Origin of the sequence: Candidatus Azoamicus ciliaticola (genome assembly GCF_902860225.1) — a bacterium.
Classification (GTDB): Bacteria; Pseudomonadota; Gammaproteobacteria; order UBA6186; family Azoamicaceae; genus Azoamicus; species Azoamicus ciliaticola.
This window is the reverse complement of the sequence record NZ_LR794158.1, coordinates 1-22,195: the sequence shown is the minus strand read 5'-3', so window position 1 is coordinate 22,195 and position 22,195 is coordinate 1. Positions and strand designations below refer to the sequence as shown.

Genomic DNA, 22,195 nt, shown 5'->3' with positions numbered 1-22,195 from the left:
ATGAACCTAATTAAAAAAATATATTCAATATCTAAAATAATAACATTAATACTCATATTAAAAAAATCTTCAAATGTAAAAGAAAAAAAAGAAACAGCTCAAAAAATCACAAATTTAATAGAAAAATTAGGGCCAATAGCAATAAAACTAGGACAAATTTTATCAACAAGAATAGATCTTTTACCAGAAGAATTAATAAATGAATTAAAAAAACTTCAAACAAATATTAAACCAATAAAATTTAAAAAAATTAAGAATATAATTGAAAAAAAATTTAATGCTAAATTAAATAGCATGTTCAAAAAAATAAATGAAAATCCATTAGCTTCAGCGTCTATTGCTCAAATACATACAGCTTTATCAAAAAAAAATGAAAAATTAGTAATAAAAATAATAAAACCAGAAATAAAAAATACAATTAAAAAAGATTTAATTCTATTGAAATTTTTTTCAATAATTATACATATAATTTTTCCAAAAATAAGACGATTAAAGCCAATAGATATAATCAAAGAATTAGATAAGAGTTTGAAAACTGAAATAAATTTAAAAAATGAAGCAATAAATATAATAAAAACACAAAAAAACTTTAAAAATAATAATAAAATATATATTCCAAAAATAGATATAACTTTAACAAATGATGAAATAATAACTTTAGAATATATAGATGGAATAAATATAACAAATAAAGAAAAATTTACAAAAATTAAATTAAACACTAAAATAATAGTAACAAATCTCTTAGAATTATTATATACACAAATATTTAAACATAATCTATTTCACGCAGACTTACATCCAGGAAATATATTAATATCAAAAAATAAATCAAACAAATCAGTAATTGTGTTAATAGATTTTGGTATATCAAGTACTATAAGAACCAAAGAAAAAATATATTTGGCAAAAAACTTATTAGCTTTTGCTCAAAAAGACTATAAAAATGTAGCAAAATTACATTTAAAATCACAAACAATAAATACTAAAAAAACAATACAAGAAATAGAAAATGATCTATATTTTATTTTTGAACCCATATTAAACAAAAAAATAGAAAAAATATCATTTAAAAACACAATATCTTTATTAATTAATTTAAGTAGATCACTAAATATGCAAATGCAACCACAATTAATTTTGTTTCAAAAAACATTGTTATCTATAGAATCTATTAGTAGACACATTGAACCATCAATAAATCTATGGAAAATAACTAGGATATCGTTAGAAAAAATAATAACAAAAAATACTTTAACAGAAAAAATAAAAAAAATATTTAAAAATAAAAAAAATAATAAAGAAAAAATTAAAAACAAAAATAATTATAACATGAAACCAATACCACTAATAATTACATATCTTATAATAATATTAATAAATAACATAATGAAATACAAAATGATAATATGAACACATTAATATACAGTCAAAATGCAATAATAAAATTAATAAATCAAAATCCTGATATAATAATAATTTTATATATATTAAAAGTAAATAAGAAAACAATTTATATAGCTCAGCAAGCTAAAAAACTTAAAATAAATATAATTTATATTAAAAATATATCTAATAAAAATTCTTCTTATTTAAAAAAATACAATTCTATAATATGTAAAATAAAAACATCAGAAAAGAAAGATTATAACTTAGAAGAATTAATAAAAAATAAAAAAATAAACAAAATTTTAATATTAGACAGAATACAAGATCCATATAATTTTTCAGCATGTATAAGAACAGCAGAAGCTTTTTCTTTTGATACAATAATAACAAATGACAAAAACACAATAAAACAATCATCTTTAATAAATAAGATATCTAATGGCGCAAATTTATTTACAACAATAATATGTGAAAAAAATATATTAAATAAAATAAGTTTATTAAAAAAATATAATTTTAAAATAATAGGCTTATCATCTAAATCCAAAACTATTTTAAAAGATGAACTTATTCCGCCTTTAGCAATAATAGTTGGATCTGAAAAAAATGGTATCAATAAGGAATTAATGAAAGAATGCACAGATACATATAAAATTCAAATGAAAAACTCATGTAAAAACATAAATGTATCTGTTATAACCGGAATTATTTTATCAAAAATAATAAATTAAAAATCTAAGTCAAAATTTGAACTAATATTTTTATCAATAATTTTTTTTCGTGCTTCAATGTTTCCACCCATTAAACTAGAAAAAATTTTACTTGCATATTCTGCATCTTTAATTTTCATAAGTTTTAAATTACGTGTTTTAGGATTCATAGCAGTTTCCCATAATTGTGGCGGATTCATTTCGCCTAAGCCTTTATATCTTTGAACAAAATAAGAAGATAAAATTTTATTACTCATAGAACTTATCAACTCTGTAAACATACAAAAACTATAATTTACACCATCAAACTTGACATCATTATTATTAACAAAAAATTTATTTAAAAAAGCGTTGAATTTAAAAATAAATTTATATTCATTAGAAGAAAAAAAATTAACATCTAATTTGAATTTTTTTAGAACACCATAATTAAAAAAATTAACATCAATAAATCCATCACTCATTTTAGAAAAATTAAAAGAAACTTTAAATTCAGGAAAAAAATTAGAATTCAAAAACTCGCCATACATATTAACTTTATCAACAAAAGAAGAAGTTAAAAAATCAGGAATGAAAGTATTAAAATAAATAAATTTTTCAAAAAAAAATCTAGGATAAAAATTAGATAATATATCAAAAACATTAATAAGATTTTTATATTCCAGCGTAAAATCATTAAAAAAATTAATATCAACAAAATTTAAAAAAGATTTTAATTTTTCAAATACACAAGTACAAATAAAATCATTAAACTCTTGTTTATCTTTTACATAAAAAGATTCATCCTTATTAGAGATTCTATAAAGCGGAGGATTAGAAATAAAGATACAACCATTTTCTATTAAAAATGGCATATGTCTGTAAAAAAAAGTCAATAATAAAGTCTTTATATGCGCACCATCAACATCAGCATCTGTCATAAATATTATTTTTCTATATCGTAAATTACTTATATCGTATTCATTGACTCCAACGCAACACTTTAAAGCACTAACAACAGACTTTAACTCCAAACTAGAAAAAACTTTATCAAATCCAGATCGTTCAACATTTAAAATTTTACCCTTTAATGGTAAAACAGCTTGTGTTCTTCTATCTCTTGCTTGTTTAGCAGAACCACCAGCAGAATCTCCTTCTACTAAAAAAATTTCAGACAAGAATGGATTACTTTCCTGACAATCAGCTAATTTTCCATATAAACTAACAAATTCCATACCATTTTTTTTTTTACTCAAATCTCTAGCTTGTTTAGCAGCTTCCCTAGCTTTTGCAGCAGATATAACTCTTAAGCATATAGATTTTGCAATATTAGGATTTTCATAAAAAAAGTCTTTTAAATTCTTAAAAACAACATATTCTACAGCTTGTCTGGCTTCCGTGGAAATTAATTTTTCTTTAATCTGAGAAGAAAATTTTGGATTTGCCATGTAAATAGACAAAATAATAACAACACCTTCTCTAACATCATCTCCAGATATAAATACATTATTGCTTTTTGAAAAAAATTCATCAATATATAATTTTATAACTCTTGTTAATGAGCTTTTTAATGCTATAAGATGAGATCCACCATCACGTTGAAAAATATTATTAGTATAACAAAATATTGACTCAGAACTACTTTCTGTCCATTGAATCCCAATATTAACAAGAACATCATTTTTAGATTCTGAAAAAAATATAACATCTTTATTAACGATCTTCTTATCTTTATTTAAATACTCTAAAAAAGATTTTAACCCACCAGTTTCAAAAAAAACATTTTGCTTAACAGATTTTAATCGTTCATCTAATAAAACAATTTTAATACCAGAATTTAAAAAAGCTAATTCAATAAATCTATCAAATAAACATTGATAATTGAAATTAATAAAACTAAATATATTTGAATCAGGAATAAAAGAAATTTCCGTGCCTCTTAACAATGTTTCACCAACAACTTTTACTTCATGCAAAGGCTTACCTAAAGAATAACTTTGCTCATAAATAAACCCATTTCTATAAATTTTTAAAATTAAATTGCTAGACAAAGCATTTACTACAGATATACCAACACCGTGCAATCCACCGGAAACTTTGTAAGATTTATCATCAAATTTAGCTCCAGAATGTAAAACAGTCATTATAACTTCAGCTGCAGAAACACCCTCTTCTTCATGTTTATCCACAGGCATGCCTCTACCATCATCAATAATGGTAACATATCCATTGTTACGTAAAATAATTTGTATGTTTTTACATTCATCCATAAGATATTCATCTATTGAATTATCAACAACCTCAAAAATCATTTTATGTAAACCAGTACCATCCTCAGTATTACCAATATACATACCAGGTCTTTTTCTAACAGCTTCAAGACCTCTGAAAATTTTTATTTTCGAAGAATCATAATTAATCATTTGAAATTATTTTTTTAACTTACTAAATTTTTTATTAAAATTATCTACTCTACCTGCAACATCAATTATTTTTTGTTTACCAGTATAGAAAGGATGACACTTATTACAAACTTCTATATTTAACTTATTCGCATCCAAAACTAGATTTAATTCAAAAGCATTACCACAACTACAAAAAATATTAATGCTCTTCAAATTAACATTTTTATTAATCATAAAAAAACCTTTATAAATATTCTTCTAAATATTTTATTTTACCATCAACATTTTTCCATTTTTCGGCTTCAGTTAATGGCTCTTTTTTTTTAGTTATAGTAGGCCAAATCTTAGATAATTTAGAATTTATATCAATAATTCTTTTGTCCTTTACATCGTCTTCAGATAAAATAGCTTCAATCGGACACTCAGGCTCACATAAAGCACAATCTATACATTCATCTGGATCTATAACTAAAGATTTTGCCCCTTCATGGAAACAATCTACTGGACAAACTTCAACACAATCCGTATACTTACATAAAACACATTTATCCGTAACTACAAAAGTCATAAAACATTCCTTAACAATATAAAACAACAATTTATAACATTACTTTACATTATTTACAATAATATTTTATAATAAAAGAAACAAAAATAAAATAAGATGGCAATATTAGAAATATTAAAATATCCACATACAAACCTTAAAAAAAAAGTTGAAAAAATTAACATAATAAATAATAACATAATAAATATCACAAATTCTATGATAGAAACGATGATTCATAATAATGGAATAGGACTGGCGGCACCACAAGTAAATATAAATAAACAAATAATAGTTATTTCAATAAATGAAAAAATAAAACCACTTATACTAATAAATCCAATAATTATTTTAAAAAAAGGAATAACAACAAATACAGAAGGATGCCTATCATTTCCAGATGTATTTGTAAAAGTAAAAAGAAATAAAATTATAAAAGTCATATTTTTTGACCTAAATGGAAAAAAAAATTTATTTTTAGCAGATAATTTATTAAGTATTTGCATACAACATGAAATAGATCATTTAAATGGCATAACTCTATATGATAAAATGTCAACTCTTAAAAAAAAATTAATACAAAAATGAATAATTTAATATTTATAGGAACGAATAACTTTGCTGCGGAAATATTGGAAAAATTAATTAAAAAAAATATAAAAATAATTTGTACCATAACTAAGCCGGATAATGAATTTGGTCGAGGACATAAAATAACAAAATATCCAGTAAAAATAACATCAGAAAAATATTCAATACCATGCATAACTGAAGAAAAAATAAATTCCTTAGAATCAGAAAATAAAATAAAACATTTATTTCCAAATTTGATAATTATGGTAGATTATGGTGAAAAAATAAAAAAAAACATAATAAACATAGCAAAATATGGCATAATAAATATACATCCTTCAATTTTGCCTAAACTAAAGGGACCAACTCCAATACAAACAGCAATACTAAACGGAGAAAAAGAAACTGGTGTATCAATAATAAAAATAAACAATAAAATTGACTCAGGTAATATTTTGAATATAATGACATATAAAATAAAAAAAAATGACAATTACGAAAAATTATTCAAAAATTTATCGCGATTAGCTGTAACATGTCTAATTAAGACAATAAAAGACATTGAAAATAAAAAAATAATAGAAAAGATTCAAAAAATTAAAAAATCAACATACACACAAAAAATAGAAAATGATTTTTATAAAATAAATTGGAATGATACTGCAATAAATATAGAAAGAAAAGTCAAAGCACTAACAGGAATAAAATATCCTTTTACAATATTTAAAAATGAAAAAATAAAAATAGTATATGTTAAATTAATAAAAAGAAATATAATATCAACACCAGGAGTTATTAAAAATGTAAACAAAAATGGCATAGATATAACAACAAAAGAGAATATAATAAGGATTAAAAAACTACAATTTCAAGGAAAGAAAATTATAACAGTAAAAGACATGTTAAATAGTAAAAAAAATTTATTTAAAATAAATGAATTTTTCGAGTAAAATTAAAGAGGAATTAAATGAATCACTATGAAATAATGATATTAATACACCCGGATCAAAGTGAAAGATTACAAAACATTATAAAAAAATATAAAACACTAATAGAAAATGGTAATGGCAAGATCCATAGATTAGAAGACTTAGGCAAAAGACAATTGGCATATCAAATAAAAAAACTGCATAAAGCACATTACATTTTGATGAATATAGAATGTAATAAAAATATTTTACAAGAACTACAAGAATCACTTAAATTTAATGATGCAATAATAAGAAAATTAATATTGAGCGTTAAAACTTCAATAACAAATCCATCAAAATTAAAAATTAAACAAAACGTAAGTGAAAAAAATGAATCAACAAATTAAAATTAAAAAAACAAAAACATTTGATTATAAAGACATAATTAATCTAAAAAGTTATATATCAGAAAATAATAAAATAATACCAAAAAGAACAACTGGCTTATCAGCAAAAGAACAAAGATCTTTAGCAAGAGCTGTTAAATTAGCTAGATTTTTAGCTTTAATTCCATATTGTGATCAACATAAGGGATAAAATGAAAATAATACTGTTAGAAAAAATAGAAAAATTAGGTAACATAAGCGAAATAATAGAAGTGAAAAATGGATATGCTAAAAATTATTTAATTCCTCAAAAGAAAGCATTAATAGCTAACAAAGAAAACATTCTTTTACAAGAAGAAAAAATTAAAAATAAAAAAGAAAAAAATATATTTAGCACAAAACATTCATTACAAAACACAAATATAATTATACCAGTTACAGCAAAAAATAATGATGAATTATATATCACGTATACTACAACAAAAATAATAAAAATATTAAAAAAATTAAATATAAATGTAAAACAAAAAAACATAACAAAAGATATTTTTATTAAAAAAACAGGCACATACGAACTTGAAATGAAAATAAATAATAAAGAATTAATAAAAATGCATTTAATTTTTAATAAAATAAATAAATGAAATTATCTAAAAATATACCATATTCCATTCCATTTTCTATAGAAGCTGAACAAGCAATTTTAGCTGGAATAATAATAGATAATGAAAATTGGGAAAAAATCTCAGAAGAAATAGAAGAGTCAGACTTCTATAAAAAAAAACATAGAATAATATTTAAAATATTAGAAAATGAAGTTAAAAATAATAAAAATATAGATGTATTATCGTTAACAGAAATTTTAAAGAATAATAATGAAATAACGCTAATAGGTGGAAAAGAATATCTAAACGAAATAATAGCAAATACAGCAAATACAAAAAATATAACAACATATGTTAAAATAATAAGAGAATATTCAGCTTTAAGAAAGTTAATAATAACCAGTAAAAACATAATAGAAACATCACTAAATATTAAAAATAAAAATATACAAGAAATAATTGATCGAGCTGAAAAAGAAATATTATCAATTTCAAAAAAACACCAAAAAAAAGAAAACATAACAACAATTTCTCAAGCTTTAACAACAACAATAAAAAAAATAGAAACATTTTTTGAATCAGGATCAAATATAACTGGATTATCTTCAGGATTTAATGAATTAGACAATATAACATCTGGATTACATAAATCGGATTTGATAATAATAGCAGGTAGACCATCAATGGGAAAAACTACGCTAGCTATAAATATAGCAGAAAATATAATAATTAAAAATAATTTACCTGTTTTAATATTTAGTATGGAAATGCCAGCAGAACAAATAGCTACCCGCATGTTATCATCATTAGGAAGAATAGAATTACAAAGATTAAGAACTGGATTATTAAAAGAAACAGATTGGCCTCGATTATCATCAGCAATAGCTTTAATATCAGGGAAAAATTTATACATAGATGACAGTGGATCATTAACCCCATACGATATAAATAATAAAGCAAGAAAAATATATAATTTAAATAAAGAATTGGGTGCTATAATAATAGATTATTTGCAATTAATGCATATACCAGATATGAATGATTTTAGAGCATCTGAAATATCCGAAATATCAAGATCATTAAAAGTTTTAGCAAAAGAACTTAATGTTCCTATAATAGCATTATCACAATTAAACAGAGGATTAGAACAAAGAACAGATAAGAGACCAATAATGTCAGATTTAAGGGAATCTGGATCTATAGAACAAGATGCAGACTTAATAATTTTTATATATCGTGATGAAATATACAATAAAAATATAAAAAACAAAGGAATGGCAGAAATAATAATAGCTAAACAAAGAAATGGCCCAATTGGCACAATAAATTTAAGATTTTTGGGACATTACTCTAAATTTGAAAATTTAACAGATGAATAACACGTATGAAAAATGAAATAATAACATTTAATGAAATAATTCATAAATTAAACAAATTTTGGGAAAAAAATTTTTGTATTATATTGCAACCATTAGATCAAGAAGTAGGTGCAGCAACATTTCATCCAATGACTTTTATAAATGCGTTAACCAAAAAAACTTTTAACGCAGCTTACACACAAATATCAAGAAGACCTACAGATGTAAGACACACAAACACATCAAATAGAAGCACATTATTCCATCAATATCAAGTAATAATGAAACCATCTCCACTAAACATACAAGATTTATATCTTCAATCACTAGAAATAATTGGCATAAAAATAAAAAAAAATGAAATAAACTTCATAGAAGATAACTGGAAAAGTCCAAGTTTAGGCGCTAATGGTGTAGGATGGGAAGTAAGATTAAATGGAACAGAAATAACACAATTCACATATTTTCAACAAATGGGAGATATAGAATGTAATCCCATAATGGTAGAAATAGCATATGGATTAGAAAGAATAGCTATGCATCTACAAAAAATTACAAATATAAATGATATAATTTTACACGCAAATAAAAATACCAATAAAAAAATAAAATACTCTGATATTTTTCTAAAATACGAAAAAGAAATGACTAAATATATAAAAGAAGAAATAAATTCAAATAATTTAAAAAAAAATTTTATAGAAATAGAAAAAGAGTGTAACAAACTAATATATAAAAATTTACCTAGAATAGCTTACGAAAAACTTATAAAATTATCACATTTATTTAATTTAATAGAAGCAAATAAGTATGTGCCTATAACAGAAAGACATGATTATATAGAAAAAATGAAAATATTATCTAAAAACATAGCTGAAAAAATAAAAAATGAAAAATAATAAAAATAACATTTTAATAGAAATTGGTACTGAAGAATTACCATACAAAAATTTACACAAACTATCTGAAAACTTTAAAGATATTATTAGAAATAACGCACCAAAATTAAACATAAACTTTAGTTTAATTAAAAATTTCATAACTTCCAGAAGAATAGCATTCATAATAGAAATCAATGAAGACGAAAAAAATATAAATATAAAAGAAAAACTCAAATCATTAATAAATAACTCTTTAAATGAAATAAAATTTAATATTAAAATGCGTTGGCATAATTACACTACAGAATTTATACGTCCAGTAAAATGGTATATTTTATTAATAGATAATAAAATAATAAAACACACGATATTTAACATTAAAAGTAAAAACATAACTTTAGCTCATAAAACACTAAAAAAAGAATTAAAAGTTAATGCAAATAATTACGAAACTTCTTTGGAAAAAAATGGATACGTAATTTGTGACTACAAAAAAAGAAAAAACTTAGTACTAAAATTAATAAAAAACTACACAAAAACAAACAAACTAAATATAATTTTAAAGCGTAGTTCAATAAACGATGTAACAAATTTAGTAGAATATCCATCAATAATAATTTGTAATTTCAAAAAAATTTTTTTAAAAATACCAAAAGAAATAATAACAACAGTTTTATTAAAAAATCATTTTTGTTTTTTACTTACAAAAAAAAACAAATTAATAAATAAATTAATAATAATATCAGACGTTATAAGAAAAACAAAAGAAATAAAAATTGGTTATGAATATATAATAAATACAAAACTATCAGAGCTAAATTTTTTATACGAAAACGATAAAAAAATTATAAAAAAATTTAATATATATGATTTAAAAAAACTAACATTAAATGATAAAATAGGTAATATATATGAAAAAACTCTAAGAGTTAAAAATTTAGTAAAATTTATAAAAAATAAATTAAATATAAAATCTAAAAATATACTAAATGCAACAAAATTTATAAAAATTGATATGTTAACTAAAATAGTGACAGAAATACCAGAATTAAATGGACTTATTTATAGTTCAAGCTTAGAAAATAAGTATATTAGAAAACATTTATACAATTACAACAGAACCATAAATAATAAAGTTAAAAAGAATATAATTAGCGCAATAATATCTTTAGCAGATATGATAGATAATATAACTAGTTTTTTCATTTTAGGCAAAATACCTACAAGTAGTAAAGATCCATTCAATCTAAAAAAAGATTCAAAAATAATCATAAAAATAATTATAAAAAATAAAATTAATATTAATATAAAAGAAGTAATAGAACAGGCATTATTTTTACATAAAAATAAAAATAATATTATTGCAGTTAAAATAACAAACTTTATTGCACAAAAAATAACGAATATAAAAACGCAACAACAAATAGAAAATATATTAAAAATAAAAAATATACAAGAATTAATAGAAAAAATAACACGATATAGATTTAAAGAAAATTTAACAACTCTTATAAAAAGAATACAAAGAATTACAGAAAAAAATAAAACAAATTTACAGAAAAAAATAAATAAAAAATTATTAATAAAAACTCAAGAAAAAGTTTTATTTATAAATATAAAAAAACATTTAAATATTATAAATATACTAAATAAACAAAATTTATTTTTTGAATGCGCAAAAACGTTTTTAATGATAGAAAAACATATAACTTCTTATTTTAAAGATGTTTTAGTTTTAGATAAAGATATCGACATAAAACATAATAGATTAAAATTATTAAACATAATAAAAAAAATAGCCTTTAACAAAGTCAATTTAAATTTTTTTGTTTAATTATTATTATTTTATTTTTAAAATAAGAATATAAAAATATAAAAAATAAGAATGTAATGATAGATGAACCTAGAAATTTAAAAAAAACCCAAAATGAAGTGCTGAAATTAAAAATTATAAATAAATTTAGAATACCAAATAATATAAAATAATTAAAAAAATAAATTAATAATAATAAAAAATTTTTTTTCTGCGCTGTAATTTTTAAATTAAAAAAATACAGAAAAAACTTTTTTTTATAAAAATAAAAAAACAAAAAAAATATAGAAAAAAACCAGTTCAACAATGTAAATTTTATTTTTATAAAAAAATCATTATTATAAAAAAATGCTAAGAAAGAAAAAAACAAATAAATTAAAGCAAAAATTAAATATTTTTTATTAAAGATTTTATTATTAGTTTTAAAAACAAAAGAGATAATAAAATAATAAATAGCTGAAAATATAGCTGCATAAAAAATATCATAAATAAAAAATATTAAAAAAAATAATAAAAAATATAAAATATAAATCATAAAAAAAATAAAATATAAATAACAATAAATAAAAAATACAATAATATTAAAAATATGACAACAAAAATAGTAGTTTCTGGTATGCGTCCAACCGGTAGAATACATCTTGGTAATTATACAAGTGTTATAAAAAATTGGATAAAATTACAAAAAACATATTCATGTTTTTTTTTTATAGCTGACATACACTCACTGACAACTAATTTAGATAATATAATAAAATTAAATTATTATACAAAAATTATAATAAAAGAATGGTTGGCAACTGGTATAAATCCAGAAAAAAGTAACATATTTATACAATCGCATATACCAGAAACTTTTGAATTACACACAATTTTATCTATGATAGCTCCAGTATCATGGCTTGAAAGGGTTCCTACATATAAAGCTGAAAAAAATGCAAAAACTTATGGTTTTTTAGGTTATCCAATATTACAAGGAGCGGATATATTAATATTAAATGCAGACTATGTACCAGTCGGCGAAGACCAATTACCACATTTAGAATTAATAAGAGAACTTGTAAGAAAAACAAATACAGTAATTAAAAAAATAACTAATTCGTCAATCGATGTATTTAAAGAACCGCAACCACTTTTAAATTACCATAAAAACATTCTTGGAATAGACGGAAATAAAATGTCAAAATCAAAAAATAATACTATATTAATATCGGATGAATCAGAAATTTTATTTAAAAAAATAAAAAAAATAAAAACAGACGAAAAAAGAATAAACATTTCTATTTCTGGCACACCAGACAATTGTAATATATGGAAATTTCATGAAATTTATTCAAACATTAAGACCAAAAAAAAAATAAAAACAGAATGTTTAACTGCAAAAATAGGATGTTCAGATTGTAAAAATATTTTATATAAAACAATAGAAATTAAAAATAAAACAATAATTAAAAATATAAAACTTTATGAAAAAAAAGAATATTATATAAATGAAATTATAGAATTAGGAAGTAATAATGCAAGAAAAATAGCAAAAAACACATTAAAAACTCTTAAAGATAAATTAAATATTTTATAAGCCGAAAAGAGGAATCGAACCTCCACCATACATTTTACGAAAATGTTGCTCTACCAATTGAGCTATTTCGGCAATAATAAATAATTTAATTAAAAAATATTTATTGATTACACTAAAAATATTATAATATAATCTCAAAATAATAAAAATATAAAAGAGCAAAAAAATGCAAAATACAGAAATTAAACAATACTTAACAAAACAAAAATTACTACAACACATAGCAAACAATACGGGATTATCAAAAAAAAATGTAAACGCTGTATTTGAAACGCTTAATGAAACAATAAAAGCACATATTAAAAAAGATGGTCCTGAAAAATTTATATTACCAGGGTTATTAAAACTAACAGTTAAAAACGTTCCAGAACAAAAAGAAAAAATAGGATTTAATCCTTTTACAAAAAAAGAAATGAAATTTAAAGCAAAACCAGCTTCAAGAAAAATAAAAGTAAGAATATTAAAAAACTTAAAAGATATGGTAAAATAAAAAAATGGTAACTATAAAATTAAAAAGAATTGGAAGAAAAAAAAAACCATTCTATAACATAATAGCAATAGAAAAACTGAAATATATTAAAGGTAAATACATTGAAAAATTAGGCTATTTCAATCCAATAAAGAAATCATTATTAACAAAAATTAATATAGAAAGAATAAATTATTGGAGCTCAAAAGGTGCGGAAATATCAAAAAGAGTTCAAACTTTAATTAAAAAATATAAAAATAATGATATATAATATAATAACTAGCACTCCTAACACATTAATATATTTAATAAATGAAAAAATAACAAAAGACGCTTTTAAAACAAAATTAATTAAATTAAATATATATAATATAAAATTAAAAAGGAAAAAAAAAATACAAAAATAGATGAAAAACCATTTAATGAAAAAAACAATCTAATAACAAAAATAGATCCACTTATAAAAGTTTTGTTTAAAATTGAAAAAAAATCGGAAAAATTATCGACAGTAATATGTTTATCTCCACAAGGAACAATGCTAACACAAAAAATGGCAAAGGATTTATCACTAAATAAAGAATTAACGATAATTTGTACAAAAAATTCTGGAGTAGACAATAGATTAGAAAAAATTAAAAAATTAAAAAAAGTATCAATAGGCAACTATATTATAAATAACGGAGATTTAGCTTCTATAGTTTTAATAAACGCTATAAGTAGATATAATAAGAACTTATTAGATGAAAAAAATATAAAATATGAAACATTTAATAAAAAAATGTTTGAACAACCAAAGTACATAAGCCCAAATAAGACCGTTATTAAAAATATTGAACCACAAAATACGTTTTTTTTTTTTAAAAATAAAATTAAAACTACAACATCTTTTTATAGACCAAATATGATAAATAGGTTTAAACATGAATAACATATTAAAAATAATATCAGAAAAAAGAGAAATAAAACCGCTACCATCTTTTAAAACTGGTGACACTATATGTGTAAATTTTAACATAATAGATAATAAATATAAAAATAGAAATCAAAATTTCGAAGGCTTAGTTTTATCAAAAAAAAATGGAATAAATCCAACTTGCACTATAAGAAAAATCTCTCTTGGAGAAGGTATAGAAAAAACATTTTTTATAAATAGTCCAACAATTAATTGGATAAAAATAAAAAAACAAGGACTAGTAAGAAAATCAAAAATATATTATATTAAGAAACTAACAGGAAAAGCTGCAAGAGTAAAAGAAAAAAATACGAAATAGGAGAGATGACCGAGTGGCTTAAGGAACACGTCTGGAAAGCGTGTGTACTTTTTAGTACCGAGGGTTCGAATCCCTCTCTCTCCGAAATAAAATGATTAAAATAATAAGCAGTATATTTTTTATAAGTTGCACATCTATAGGCGCTGGCATTTTAGCATTACCATGTTTAACTGTATATAATGGTTTTTTTTATTCGACAATGGTATTTATAATATGCTACATTTTCATGACAATAAGTGCATTTTTAATGTTAGAAACAACGTTATGGTTTAAAAAAAATACAAATATAATAAGCGTAATAAATCAAATTCTAGGATACAAGTGGAAAGTAATAGCGTCTATAATCTACATATCATTATTATATTCATTAATAAGTGCTTACATATTAGCTTATACAAAATGGATGATGAGTAATGATTTATCGAATAAATACACTTTAATTCCAAGTTTATTAATATACATAGTACTAATATATTTAATAACATTTCATAAAAACGAAATGTTTAAAAAAATAAATAACATTTTATCTATATTATTATTTCTGACATACACAATAATAATTTTTAAATGTCTAAATTATGTGAAAATGGATAATATAAAAACTTATAATTTAGAAAATATAAGTAACATATTTACTTTAGCAATAACATCTTTTGGATTTGCCATAATAATACCAACGCTTTCAGATTTTCTAAAAAAAAAAAATAAAATATTATACAAAACAATTTTACTTGGAAGCTTAATACCATTAATAATTTATATTTTATGGATTCTCATAATGCTGGGTGTTTTTCCACTATCAGGTGAATTCAGTCTACAATACATAACACAGCAAAAAATACCAGCAGACGTCATCTTTACGAATTTTATAAGTAAAATAATAAATTCTGAAAGCATAATTAAAATAATAAAGATATTTTCATTTTTAGCAGTAATTACTTCATTAATAGGTGTTGCTACAAGTTTAAAAGATTTTTTATCAGATGAAAGAATATTGAAAAAAAATAACATAATAATTTTAATAGCAATAATAATACCACCTATACTCGCAATAATATATTTAAAACTTGGATTTATAGCTCTATTGAAATTAAGCGGAATATTAGTATCATTTTTACTAGGAATAATTCCAACAATAACGGTATGGTACGGAAGATACATTTTAAAAATAAAAGGTAAAATAACAATACCTGGTGGAAAATTTTTATTAACTATGAATTGTTCGTTTTTTTTATACGCTATAATAAATGATATATTTAAATTATAGCTCCCTGGGACGGATTCGAACCGCCGACCCAGTGGTTAACAGCCACTTGCTCTACCTGCTGAGCTACCAGGGATAAAAATACGTTAAAGAATTTAAAATAGAAGAAAGAATTAAAATTAAGCCAACATATAAATAAATATAAAAACTGAACAAACAAGCTTTATTTACAGAATTTCTATATAAACTTATATTAAAAACATGTTTTATTCCATTTAAAAAATACGGAATAATAATAAAAATAAATACAAAAAATATATAATTAAAAAATAAAGTATAAATTAAAATAATGCAAAAAGCAAATAAAAATAATATACTGAACAAATAGGGTACACGTTCTAATCCTAAAAAAACAACTAAATTAAACTTCTTACTTATTTTATCAAATTTTGAATCAGGGACTTCATTTAACAATAAACAACAAGTTATTAATAACCCAAATGGAAATCCTAAAACTAAATAATCTAAGTTAGAACTACCAGTCAATGCATATGTACAGCTATATGTCATCAATGGGCCCAAGCATATTATGTGCATGATTTCACCGAGTCCATACCTACTAGCTAAATGAATTGGTGGTGCCGAATAAAAATAAACGCAAAAAAAACCTATAAAACCTAAATAAAAAATTAAAAAACCTCTTAAATAAATTAATATCAACCCCAAAATAGATACTATAAATAAACTTAATATAGATAAATATAACATATTTTTTTCAGATATAAGTTTTAAATCTATAGCTCTACTTCCACCAGTACTAAATAAAACATAATCCACATTAATTTTATCTCGTCCACTCTTCCAATCAAAATAATCATTAAAAGTGTTAGCAGAAACATGCAGAAAATATAAAGCTACAAACAATATAAAAGTTATAGAAAGAGAATAATCATCAAAATTATTAATTGATATGAAAAAACTAAAAAAAAATGGTAATATGCTACCTAAAGTAAACTTGCTTCTAAAAATAAGATTTATACTATTTAAAAAAGATTTTTTAGGTTTAATTAAAACATTAGGTGAATCAAAAAAATCCACTATTATAAATTTTTTATTATTTTTTTTTCTCAAAACAAGATTTATTGAAATAGAATTATTTAAAATAACACTAACATGATAAAAATCAGTCTGTGTATTTTTAAAATAATTAAATTTATCGATAAAATAAATAACAAATTCAGAACTAATTAAATTATATATACGCTCAATTCCAACAACATCTTGTTTTAATAACTTAAAAAAATTTTCACATTTATGATTAAAAGATAAAATCTTGCCATCTAAATCACAAATTATACTAAATTTTTTAACACTTAACATTTAAACCTAATATATTTAATAATCATCATAAAAAATAAAATGGGCCCAGTAGGACTTGAACCTACGACCAAGGGATTATGAGTCCCCTGCTCTACCAACTGAGCTATAGGCCCATCTTTAAATAATATACACAAATAAAATTCTTTTTTCAATCATCATACGAAAATTCTTTTAATTGTTTTATAATAGTAGGATTTCTCAATTTTCTCAAAGCTTTTGCTTCTATTTGTCTTATGCGTTCTCTAGTTACATCGAATTGTTTTCCTATTTCTTCTAAAGTATGATCTGTATTCATTCCTATTCCAAAGCGCATCATAAGAACTTTAGACTCTCTAGGAGACAATCTTGACAATAAAGATACCAAAAAATCTTTTAAATTTTCCTTTTTTGCAGAATCCAATGGTGATATAAATGAATTATCTTCTATAAAATCTCCTAAAGAAGAATCTTCATCATCACCAACCGGAGTTTCCAATGATATAGGTTCTTTAGCAATTTTCATTATTTTCCTTATTTTATTTTCTGCCATTCCCATATATCCACTCAATTCTTCTGGCGAAGCTTCTCTACCATCTTCTTGTAAAATTTGTCTTATAATTCTATTTAATTTATTTATAGTTTCAATCATATGTACAGGTATTCTAATTATTCTGGCTTGATCTGCTATAGATCTTGTTATTGCTTGCCTAATCCACCAAGTTGCATAAGTAGAAAATTTATAACCACGCCTATATTCAAATTTATCAACTGCTTTCATTAATCCTATATTACCCTCTTGTATTAAATCCAAAAATTGCAATCCACGATTTATATACCTTTTAGCAATTGATATAACTAAACGCAAATTAGCTTCTATTATTTCATTTTTTGCTAATCTAGCTTTGTTTTCACCTATAGAAATATTTCTATTTAATTCTTTAAGTTCAACAATTTTTAAAAACATTTTTTGTTCTAAATTTGATAATTTCTTTTGAGCCAGTAAAATTTCATATTTAAAAACTTGCAATTTCACATGATCACATTCATGCGATATTAAAAACTTATCAAACCACAAAAAATTAGTTTCATTATTAAAAAAAGTTGATAAAAAATATTTTTTTTGTACGCCGCATTTTTCTACGCATAAATTCATTATAATTTTTTCTTGCATTTTAACAGAATCTAGTAAAGATTTCATATTGCTAGTTAAACGATCAATAACATTAAAAGACCATTTAAACAAAATTAAAAAATAACCAAGTTTATTAAACATAAATTTAGTTTTACTATGATTTCTACCATATTTTTTTTCAACAAATTGTGTTTCTATTATTAAAAAGACTAATTCATCAAATATTTTTCTAACTTTTTTATTATCCAAATAAACGTCTAAATCATAGTTTTCTGTTATTCCAAAATCAACATTAGATGCAGAAGCATCATTATCTTCTAAAAATCCATTAACTAATTCTGATAAATTTATGAACCCGGCTTTCACTTTATTATAATCTTCTATTATTAAATTTAACATTTTAGGATATTGTGCAAATGTAAATATAGTATTTTTAATTCCATCTTCTATTCTTTTTGCTATAGATATTTCACCTTTTCTAGTTAATAAATTTATACTTCCCATTTCCTTCATATACATTTTCATAGGATCTTTTACTTTAAATACGGCTTCCTCTTGGAAATTATTTGCTGACAATATATTAACTTTATTCAAATTTTTATCAAGATTATTTATTTCTTCAACATCAATAGTCTTTTCTTTAGAATATTCTGAATCTAAATCATACATTGAAAACTCCTATTTTAAATTATATGATTCTATTTTTTTTAAAATACTTAAAAACTCATTTTCTAACATGTCAATCGGCATTTTATTAATCAATAAAATAATATTTACGCATTTTAATTTTATTTTATTTATTAATCTTTTATTTAAATTGGAAAAATTTAAATTTAAATTATTTTTTATTAAAAAACATAAATCTAAAAAAATTCTTATATCTTTATTAAAAAAGATATATTTATTGCAAAAAATTTTATCGAAATTAATTTTATAAATTAAATATTTTTTTTTGATTAAGTAGATGCAAGCTTTTATAAAAATAGATGCTACATTTTTATTATAAATTATTTTATTTAATCCAAAGTATAAATAATTAGATAAATAATTTATAACGAAATTTTTAACGAGCATGTTTTCAACATTTTCTAATATTTTATTAATTTTGAAAAAAAAATAAGAATTTAACGTTTTAATGTTCATAATTAAAAATATAAAATCTATTAAAAAGATAGATTTATCTAATAACAATAAAAATTTATCTTTACCATTAAGAGTAATAAAAGAATCAGGATCATAATTTTGCGGCATTATGACAAACTTTATAATTTCAAATTCAAATAAAAATGGTAAGCACATAAAAGCTGTTTTTATGGATGCTAATTTTCCAGCTTTATCACCATCAAAACAAAAAATAATTTTTTTACAAAATGATTTCAAAAACATTAAATGATCTTTAGAAAAAGCTGTGCCTAATATAGCTAAAACATTTTTTATTCCAAATTGATGTAATTTTATTACATCAAAATATCCTTCTACAATTATAAAACTATTTGTATTTTTTTTAGCTTCATATATTCCATAAAATATTTTTTTTTTAGAAAAAATATCTGATTCTGGAGAATTTATATATTTAGGTTTAAAATCATTAAATATTGTTCTGCCACCAATACCTATATATTCTCCTTTCATATTTCTTATTGGGATTATAAGTCGATTTTTAAAAACTTTATTTAGCTTTAAAGTATTTCTGTCTAAAATTCCTATTTTAGACAGAAATATCTTAATGTTTTTATTTTTTATTTTTTCTATATGATATGATATGATACCAAGTTTAAATTTTGTTATTGATTCTTCGTTTAATTTCCTATTTTTAATGAACTTGGTTATATTATTTTCCGTAGTTTTTATTAATATTCCGTTTAAGTAATTAAATATTTTATAAACTGGTTCGTCTTTTATATTTTTATTGTATTTATTATTTATTTTTTCTTTTGAAATTATTTCTATTGCTGATAAAAAACTACATTTTTTATATTCCATTATAAAATTTATTATATTCCCGGCTCTATGACATCCAAAACAATAATATCTTTGACTTTTTTTACTTATATAAAATGACGCAGTTTTTTCTTCGTGAAAAGGACATCTTGTGAAAAAACTATTACCACTTTTTTTAACTTCTAAAATTGAAGATATTAATTTTAATATATCATATTTTTTTATAATGTTTTCAATTTTAGTTTTTTGAATCATTATGTTTTAATATATTCGAGAGTTTTTGTTACCTTTTTTTAAGAAAGATCTTTCTCTTATTAATTTTTTTAACATTCGTTTTTTTGCTGTAGATACACATCTTTTTTTAATTTTTGATGGGGGTTCATAAAATTCCCTTTTTCTTAATTCTTTCGGTAATCCAGCTTTTTCTACCACTCTTTTTAGTCTACGTATTGCAAAATCTAATGATTCATTTTCTTTTAATGTAATGCTTGGCATATTTATAATTTAAAATATTATGTTAATTTATTATATTAAATATTTTTTTAAAGTAAAATAAATTTTTTTTGATATTATGTTTAAAATGATAATTTTGGGTATAGAAACTTCTTGCGATGAAACTGGAATAGCTATATATGATAGTTTGAATGGATTAATTTGTGAATATACTTACAGTCAAAAAATACATTACTTTTATGGCGGCACAGTTCCTGAGTTAGCATCTAACGATCATTTAAAAAAAATTTTTAAATTAATTTTTTTTACTCTAAAAATAAAAAAAATTTTACTTAGGGACATTGATTTAATTTCTTATACGATTGGACCGGGATTGAAGAATTCTTTATTCATAGGAATTATAGTGAGTAAAGCATTATCTTTTGCTTTAGGGATTCCTTCTTTAGGAGTTAATCACTTAAAAGCACATATTACGATTTCTTTTCTTTTTAATAAAAAAATAACTTTTCCTTCTTTGGTTTTATTTTTATCTGGCGCACATACATTTTTAATTGAAATGAATGATTTTGATAATTTTTTTATTTTAGGCGAAACTTTAGACGATAGTATAGGTGAAACTTTTGATAAGATAGCTAGGTGTTTAAAAATTATTCCGTCTAATGGTAAAAGTTTAGAATTTTTTTCAAGAAAGAATTTTTTATTTTCAAATCTTGGGTATTTTAATTCTTGTTATTCTAGTTCAAATTTAAACTTTAGTTTTAGTGGTATAAAATCTTCTGTTATTAGATATATAAGTAAATTAAAAATTATAACATTCAATGACAAATGTAATGTTTCTTACAATTTTCAAACAACGTTAATTAGATTAATTTGTAATAAATGTTTAAATTTATTTCTTTCTAAAAAGTATAAATGCCTGTTATTATCTGGTGGTGTTGCATCTAATTTTTATTTGAGAAAAGCATTGAAAAACTATTCTTATATTTTTAATGTTACTTTTTGTACACAACCAATTAAATATTGTACTGATAATGGTGCAATGATTTCATTTTTAGGTTGTTTTTATTTTAATAAAAATATATTTGATAAAAACTTTAATATAATAGTTAAACCAAATATTAGGTTAAATCTATAATATTAGTTATTATTTTTTTTGTCAATTTTTTTTTCATTTTTTTATTATTTAGTAACTTATAAATAAGTTATTAATAAGTTACTAATAATTTTGTT

Annotated in this window: 26 protein-coding genes and 4 tRNA genes; 19 read left to right on the top strand and 11 right to left on the bottom strand. The window is 21.6% G+C overall.

The window, feature by feature from the left end:
- Both ESZ_RS00145 and ESZ_RS00140 read left to right on the top strand, forming a co-directional pair.
- On the top strand, positions 1–1,413 hold the full coding sequence (locus ESZ_RS00145) for an ABC1 kinase family protein (protein ID WP_176604787.1): 1,413 nt from the start codon (positions 1–3) through the stop codon (positions 1,411–1,413).
- The gene (locus ESZ_RS00140; RefSeq protein WP_176604786.1) at positions 1,410–2,120 is read left to right on the top strand and encodes a TrmH family RNA methyltransferase; all 711 of its coding nucleotides are present in this window, start codon (positions 1,410–1,412) and stop codon (positions 2,118–2,120) included. The genes ESZ_RS00145 and ESZ_RS00140 overlap by 4 nt, the downstream gene beginning before the upstream one ends.
- On the opposite strand, the gene ESZ_RS00135 is transcribed toward ESZ_RS00140, so the two are convergent.
- The 3 genes from ESZ_RS00135 to fdxA are packed head-to-tail and all read right to left on the bottom strand — an operon-like array spanning position 2,117 to position 5,051.
- Positions 2,117–4,501 (bottom strand): DNA gyrase subunit B, encoded by a 2,385-nt coding sequence (locus ESZ_RS00135; RefSeq protein WP_176604785.1) that lies wholly within the window; start codon positions 4,499–4,501, stop codon positions 2,117–2,119. The two genes, ESZ_RS00140 and ESZ_RS00135, sit on opposite strands and share 4 nt — an antisense overlap.
- A 6-nt stretch (positions 4,502–4,507) precedes the next feature.
- Positions 4,508–4,717, bottom strand: coding sequence for a 50S ribosomal protein L31 (rpmE, locus tag ESZ_RS00130; protein ID WP_176604784.1), 210 nt, complete (start codon positions 4,715–4,717; stop codon positions 4,508–4,510).
- A 10-nt stretch (positions 4,718–4,727) separates the two neighbouring features.
- Positions 4,728–5,051 (bottom strand): ferredoxin FdxA, encoded by a 324-nt coding sequence (gene fdxA, locus ESZ_RS00125; protein WP_176604783.1) that lies wholly within the window; start codon positions 5,049–5,051, stop codon positions 4,728–4,730.
- A gap of 96 nt (positions 5,052–5,147) precedes the next feature.
- On the opposite strand from fdxA, the gene def reads away from it, so the two are divergent.
- Genes def through glyS form a run of 8 tightly spaced genes read left to right on the top strand, consistent with a single transcriptional unit; the run spans position 5,148 to position 11,578 of the window.
- Entirely contained in the window at positions 5,148–5,618 is a 471-nt protein-coding gene (gene def, locus ESZ_RS00120; protein ID WP_176604782.1) for a peptide deformylase, read from the top strand.
- Entirely contained in the window at positions 5,615–6,553 is a 939-nt protein-coding gene (gene fmt, locus ESZ_RS00115) for a methionyl-tRNA formyltransferase (protein WP_176604781.1), read from the top strand. Before def ends, fmt begins: the two co-directional genes overlap by 4 nt.
- Positions 6,554–6,570: 17 nt before the next feature.
- On the top strand, positions 6,571–6,921 hold the full coding sequence (gene rpsF / locus ESZ_RS00110) for a 30S ribosomal protein S6 (protein ID WP_176604780.1): 351 nt from the start codon (positions 6,571–6,573) through the stop codon (positions 6,919–6,921).
- Entirely contained in the window at positions 6,905–7,111 is a 207-nt protein-coding gene (gene rpsR / locus ESZ_RS00105) for a 30S ribosomal protein S18 (RefSeq protein ID WP_176604779.1), read from the top strand. Before rpsF ends, rpsR begins: the two co-directional genes overlap by 17 nt.
- 1 nt (position 7,112) lies before the next feature.
- Positions 7,113–7,544 (top strand): 50S ribosomal protein L9, encoded by a 432-nt coding sequence (gene rplI, locus ESZ_RS00100; RefSeq protein ID WP_176604778.1) that lies wholly within the window; start codon positions 7,113–7,115, stop codon positions 7,542–7,544.
- Entirely contained in the window at positions 7,541–8,884 is a 1,344-nt protein-coding gene (gene dnaB, locus ESZ_RS00095; protein WP_176604777.1) for a replicative DNA helicase, read from the top strand. Before rplI ends, dnaB begins: the two co-directional genes overlap by 4 nt.
- Before the next feature lie 5 nt (positions 8,885–8,889).
- The gene (locus tag ESZ_RS00090; RefSeq protein WP_176604776.1) at positions 8,890–9,762 is read left to right on the top strand and encodes a glycine--tRNA ligase subunit alpha; all 873 of its coding nucleotides are present in this window, start codon (positions 8,890–8,892) and stop codon (positions 9,760–9,762) included.
- Positions 9,752–11,578: a glycine--tRNA ligase subunit beta gene (gene glyS, locus ESZ_RS00085; protein WP_176604775.1), complete on the top strand. Its 1,827-nt coding sequence runs from the start codon at positions 9,752–9,754 to the stop codon at positions 11,576–11,578. Before ESZ_RS00090 ends, glyS begins: the two co-directional genes overlap by 11 nt.
- Here glyS and ESZ_RS00080 read toward each other — a convergent pair.
- The gene (locus ESZ_RS00080) at positions 11,556–12,092 is read right to left on the bottom strand and encodes a septation protein IspZ (RefSeq protein WP_176604774.1); all 537 of its coding nucleotides are present in this window, start codon (positions 12,090–12,092) and stop codon (positions 11,556–11,558) included. The two genes, glyS and ESZ_RS00080, sit on opposite strands and share 23 nt — an antisense overlap.
- Positions 12,093–12,146: 54 nt before the next feature.
- Here ESZ_RS00080 and trpS point away from each other — a divergent pair, with 54 nt between their 5' ends.
- The gene (gene trpS, locus ESZ_RS00075) at positions 12,147–13,136 is read left to right on the top strand and encodes a tryptophan--tRNA ligase (protein ID WP_176604773.1); all 990 of its coding nucleotides are present in this window, start codon (positions 12,147–12,149) and stop codon (positions 13,134–13,136) included.
- Here trpS and ESZ_RS00070 read toward each other — a convergent pair.
- Positions 13,136–13,208, bottom strand: a tRNA-Thr gene (locus tag ESZ_RS00070). The genes trpS and ESZ_RS00070 overlap by 1 nt on opposite strands.
- Before the next feature lie 94 nt (positions 13,209–13,302).
- Between ESZ_RS00070 and ESZ_RS00065 the strand changes: the two genes are divergently transcribed.
- From ESZ_RS00065 to ESZ_RS00040, 7 genes are all read left to right on the top strand, one after another.
- Positions 13,303–13,626: an HU family DNA-binding protein gene (locus ESZ_RS00065; RefSeq protein WP_176604772.1), complete on the top strand. Its 324-nt coding sequence runs from the start codon at positions 13,303–13,305 to the stop codon at positions 13,624–13,626.
- Between the two features lie 4 nt (positions 13,627–13,630).
- Positions 13,631–13,876 carry a 30S ribosomal protein S16 gene (rpsP, locus tag ESZ_RS00060; protein WP_176604771.1) on the top strand — a complete coding sequence of 82 codons (246 nt, stop codon included), beginning with the start codon at positions 13,631–13,633 and terminating at the stop codon, positions 13,874–13,876.
- Positions 13,866–14,012, top strand: a complete 147-nt coding sequence (locus ESZ_RS01735; protein ID WP_206752497.1) for a hypothetical protein — start codon at positions 13,866–13,868, stop codon at positions 14,010–14,012. The genes rpsP and ESZ_RS01735 overlap by 11 nt, the downstream gene beginning before the upstream one ends.
- Before the next feature lie 62 nt (positions 14,013–14,074).
- Entirely contained in the window at positions 14,075–14,533 is a 459-nt protein-coding gene (locus ESZ_RS00055; protein WP_176604770.1) for an RNA methyltransferase, read from the top strand.
- Positions 14,526–14,876 (top strand): 50S ribosomal protein L19, encoded by a 351-nt coding sequence (rplS, locus tag ESZ_RS00050; protein WP_176604769.1) that lies wholly within the window; start codon positions 14,526–14,528, stop codon positions 14,874–14,876. Before ESZ_RS00055 ends, rplS begins: the two co-directional genes overlap by 8 nt.
- Positions 14,876–14,960: transfer RNA gene (locus ESZ_RS00045), tRNA-Ser, on the top strand. The genes rplS and ESZ_RS00045 overlap by 1 nt, the downstream gene beginning before the upstream one ends.
- Before the next feature lie 7 nt (positions 14,961–14,967).
- Positions 14,968–16,143, top strand: coding sequence for an aromatic amino acid transport family protein (locus ESZ_RS00040; protein ID WP_176604768.1), 1,176 nt, complete (start codon positions 14,968–14,970; stop codon positions 16,141–16,143).
- Here ESZ_RS00040 and ESZ_RS00035 read toward each other — a convergent pair.
- The 6 genes from ESZ_RS00035 to rpsU all read right to left on the bottom strand — a co-directional run bounded on the left by ESZ_RS00035 (position 16,144) and on the right by rpsU (position 21,007).
- Positions 16,144–16,216 (bottom strand) — tRNA-Asn (locus ESZ_RS00035). It abuts the gene before it with no gap.
- Positions 16,207–17,460, bottom strand: a complete 1,254-nt coding sequence (locus ESZ_RS00030) for a UbiA family prenyltransferase (RefSeq protein WP_176604767.1) — start codon at positions 17,458–17,460, stop codon at positions 16,207–16,209. Before ESZ_RS00030 ends, ESZ_RS00035 begins: the two co-directional genes overlap by 10 nt.
- Before the next feature lie 40 nt (positions 17,461–17,500).
- A tRNA-Ile gene (locus ESZ_RS00025) sits at positions 17,501–17,573 on the bottom strand.
- Between the two features lie 35 nt (positions 17,574–17,608).
- Positions 17,609–19,240 carry an RNA polymerase sigma factor RpoD gene (rpoD, locus tag ESZ_RS00020; protein ID WP_176604766.1) on the bottom strand — a complete coding sequence of 544 codons (1,632 nt, stop codon included), beginning with the start codon at positions 19,238–19,240 and terminating at the stop codon, positions 17,609–17,611.
- A gap of 9 nt (positions 19,241–19,249) precedes the next feature.
- Positions 19,250–20,767 (bottom strand): DNA primase, encoded by a 1,518-nt coding sequence (gene dnaG / locus ESZ_RS00015; RefSeq protein ID WP_176604765.1) that lies wholly within the window; start codon positions 20,765–20,767, stop codon positions 19,250–19,252.
- A gap of 6 nt (positions 20,768–20,773) precedes the next feature.
- Positions 20,774–21,007, bottom strand: coding sequence for a 30S ribosomal protein S21 (gene rpsU, locus ESZ_RS00010; RefSeq protein ID WP_176604764.1), 234 nt, complete (start codon positions 21,005–21,007; stop codon positions 20,774–20,776).
- Between the two features lie 85 nt (positions 21,008–21,092).
- On the opposite strand from rpsU, the gene tsaD reads away from it, so the two are divergent.
- Positions 21,093–22,100 carry a tRNA (adenosine(37)-N6)-threonylcarbamoyltransferase complex transferase subunit TsaD gene (gene tsaD, locus ESZ_RS00005; RefSeq protein WP_176604763.1) on the top strand — a complete coding sequence of 336 codons (1,008 nt, stop codon included), beginning with the start codon at positions 21,093–21,095 and terminating at the stop codon, positions 22,098–22,100.
- Positions 22,101–22,195 lie beyond the last annotated feature (95 nt).

Bases quoted from the DNA above. Each gene is read 5' to 3' on its own strand.
- ESZ_RS00145 (WP_176604787.1), top strand. From the start codon at position 1: ATGAACCTAATTAAAAAAATATATTCAATATCTAAAATAATAACATTA.
- ESZ_RS00140 (WP_176604786.1), top strand. From the start codon at position 1,410: ATGAACACATTAATATACAGTCAAAATGCAATAATAAAATTAATAAAT.
- ESZ_RS00135 (WP_176604785.1), bottom strand. From the start codon at position 4,501: ATGATTAATTATGATTCTTCGAAAATAAAAATTTTCAGAGGTCTTGAA.
- rpmE (WP_176604784.1), bottom strand. From the start codon at position 4,717: ATGATTAATAAAAATGTTAATTTGAAGAGCATTAATATTTTTTGTAGT.
- fdxA (WP_176604783.1), bottom strand. From the start codon at position 5,051: ATGACTTTTGTAGTTACGGATAAATGTGTTTTATGTAAGTATACGGAT.
- def (WP_176604782.1), top strand. From the start codon at position 5,148: ATGGCAATATTAGAAATATTAAAATATCCACATACAAACCTTAAAAAA.
- fmt (WP_176604781.1), top strand. From the start codon at position 5,615: ATGAATAATTTAATATTTATAGGAACGAATAACTTTGCTGCGGAAATA.
- rpsF (WP_176604780.1), top strand. From the start codon at position 6,571: ATGAATCACTATGAAATAATGATATTAATACACCCGGATCAAAGTGAA.
- rpsR (WP_176604779.1), top strand. From the start codon at position 6,905: ATGAATCAACAAATTAAAATTAAAAAAACAAAAACATTTGATTATAAA.
- rplI (WP_176604778.1), top strand. From the start codon at position 7,113: ATGAAAATAATACTGTTAGAAAAAATAGAAAAATTAGGTAACATAAGC.
- dnaB (WP_176604777.1), top strand. From the start codon at position 7,541: ATGAAATTATCTAAAAATATACCATATTCCATTCCATTTTCTATAGAA.
- ESZ_RS00090 (WP_176604776.1), top strand. From the start codon at position 8,890: ATGAAAAATGAAATAATAACATTTAATGAAATAATTCATAAATTAAAC.
- glyS (WP_176604775.1), top strand. From the start codon at position 9,752: ATGAAAAATAATAAAAATAACATTTTAATAGAAATTGGTACTGAAGAA.
- ESZ_RS00080 (WP_176604774.1), bottom strand. From the start codon at position 12,092: ATGATTTATATTTTATATTTTTTATTATTTTTTTTAATATTTTTTATT.
- trpS (WP_176604773.1), top strand. From the start codon at position 12,147: ATGACAACAAAAATAGTAGTTTCTGGTATGCGTCCAACCGGTAGAATA.
- ESZ_RS00065 (WP_176604772.1), top strand. From the start codon at position 13,303: ATGCAAAATACAGAAATTAAACAATACTTAACAAAACAAAAATTACTA.
- rpsP (WP_176604771.1), top strand. From the start codon at position 13,631: ATGGTAACTATAAAATTAAAAAGAATTGGAAGAAAAAAAAAACCATTC.
- ESZ_RS01735 (WP_206752497.1), top strand. From the start codon at position 13,866: ATGATATATAATATAATAACTAGCACTCCTAACACATTAATATATTTA.
- rplS (WP_176604769.1), top strand. From the start codon at position 14,526: ATGAATAACATATTAAAAATAATATCAGAAAAAAGAGAAATAAAACCG.
- ESZ_RS00040 (WP_176604768.1), top strand. From the start codon at position 14,968: ATGATTAAAATAATAAGCAGTATATTTTTTATAAGTTGCACATCTATA.
- ESZ_RS00030 (WP_176604767.1), bottom strand. From the start codon at position 17,460: ATGTTAAGTGTTAAAAAATTTAGTATAATTTGTGATTTAGATGGCAAG.
- rpoD (WP_176604766.1), bottom strand. From the start codon at position 19,240: ATGTATGATTTAGATTCAGAATATTCTAAAGAAAAGACTATTGATGTT.
- dnaG (WP_176604765.1), bottom strand. From the start codon at position 20,767: ATGATTCAAAAAACTAAAATTGAAAACATTATAAAAAAATATGATATA.
- rpsU (WP_176604764.1), bottom strand. From the start codon at position 21,007: ATGCCAAGCATTACATTAAAAGAAAATGAATCATTAGATTTTGCAATA.
- tsaD (WP_176604763.1), top strand. From the start codon at position 21,093: ATGATAATTTTGGGTATAGAAACTTCTTGCGATGAAACTGGAATAGCT.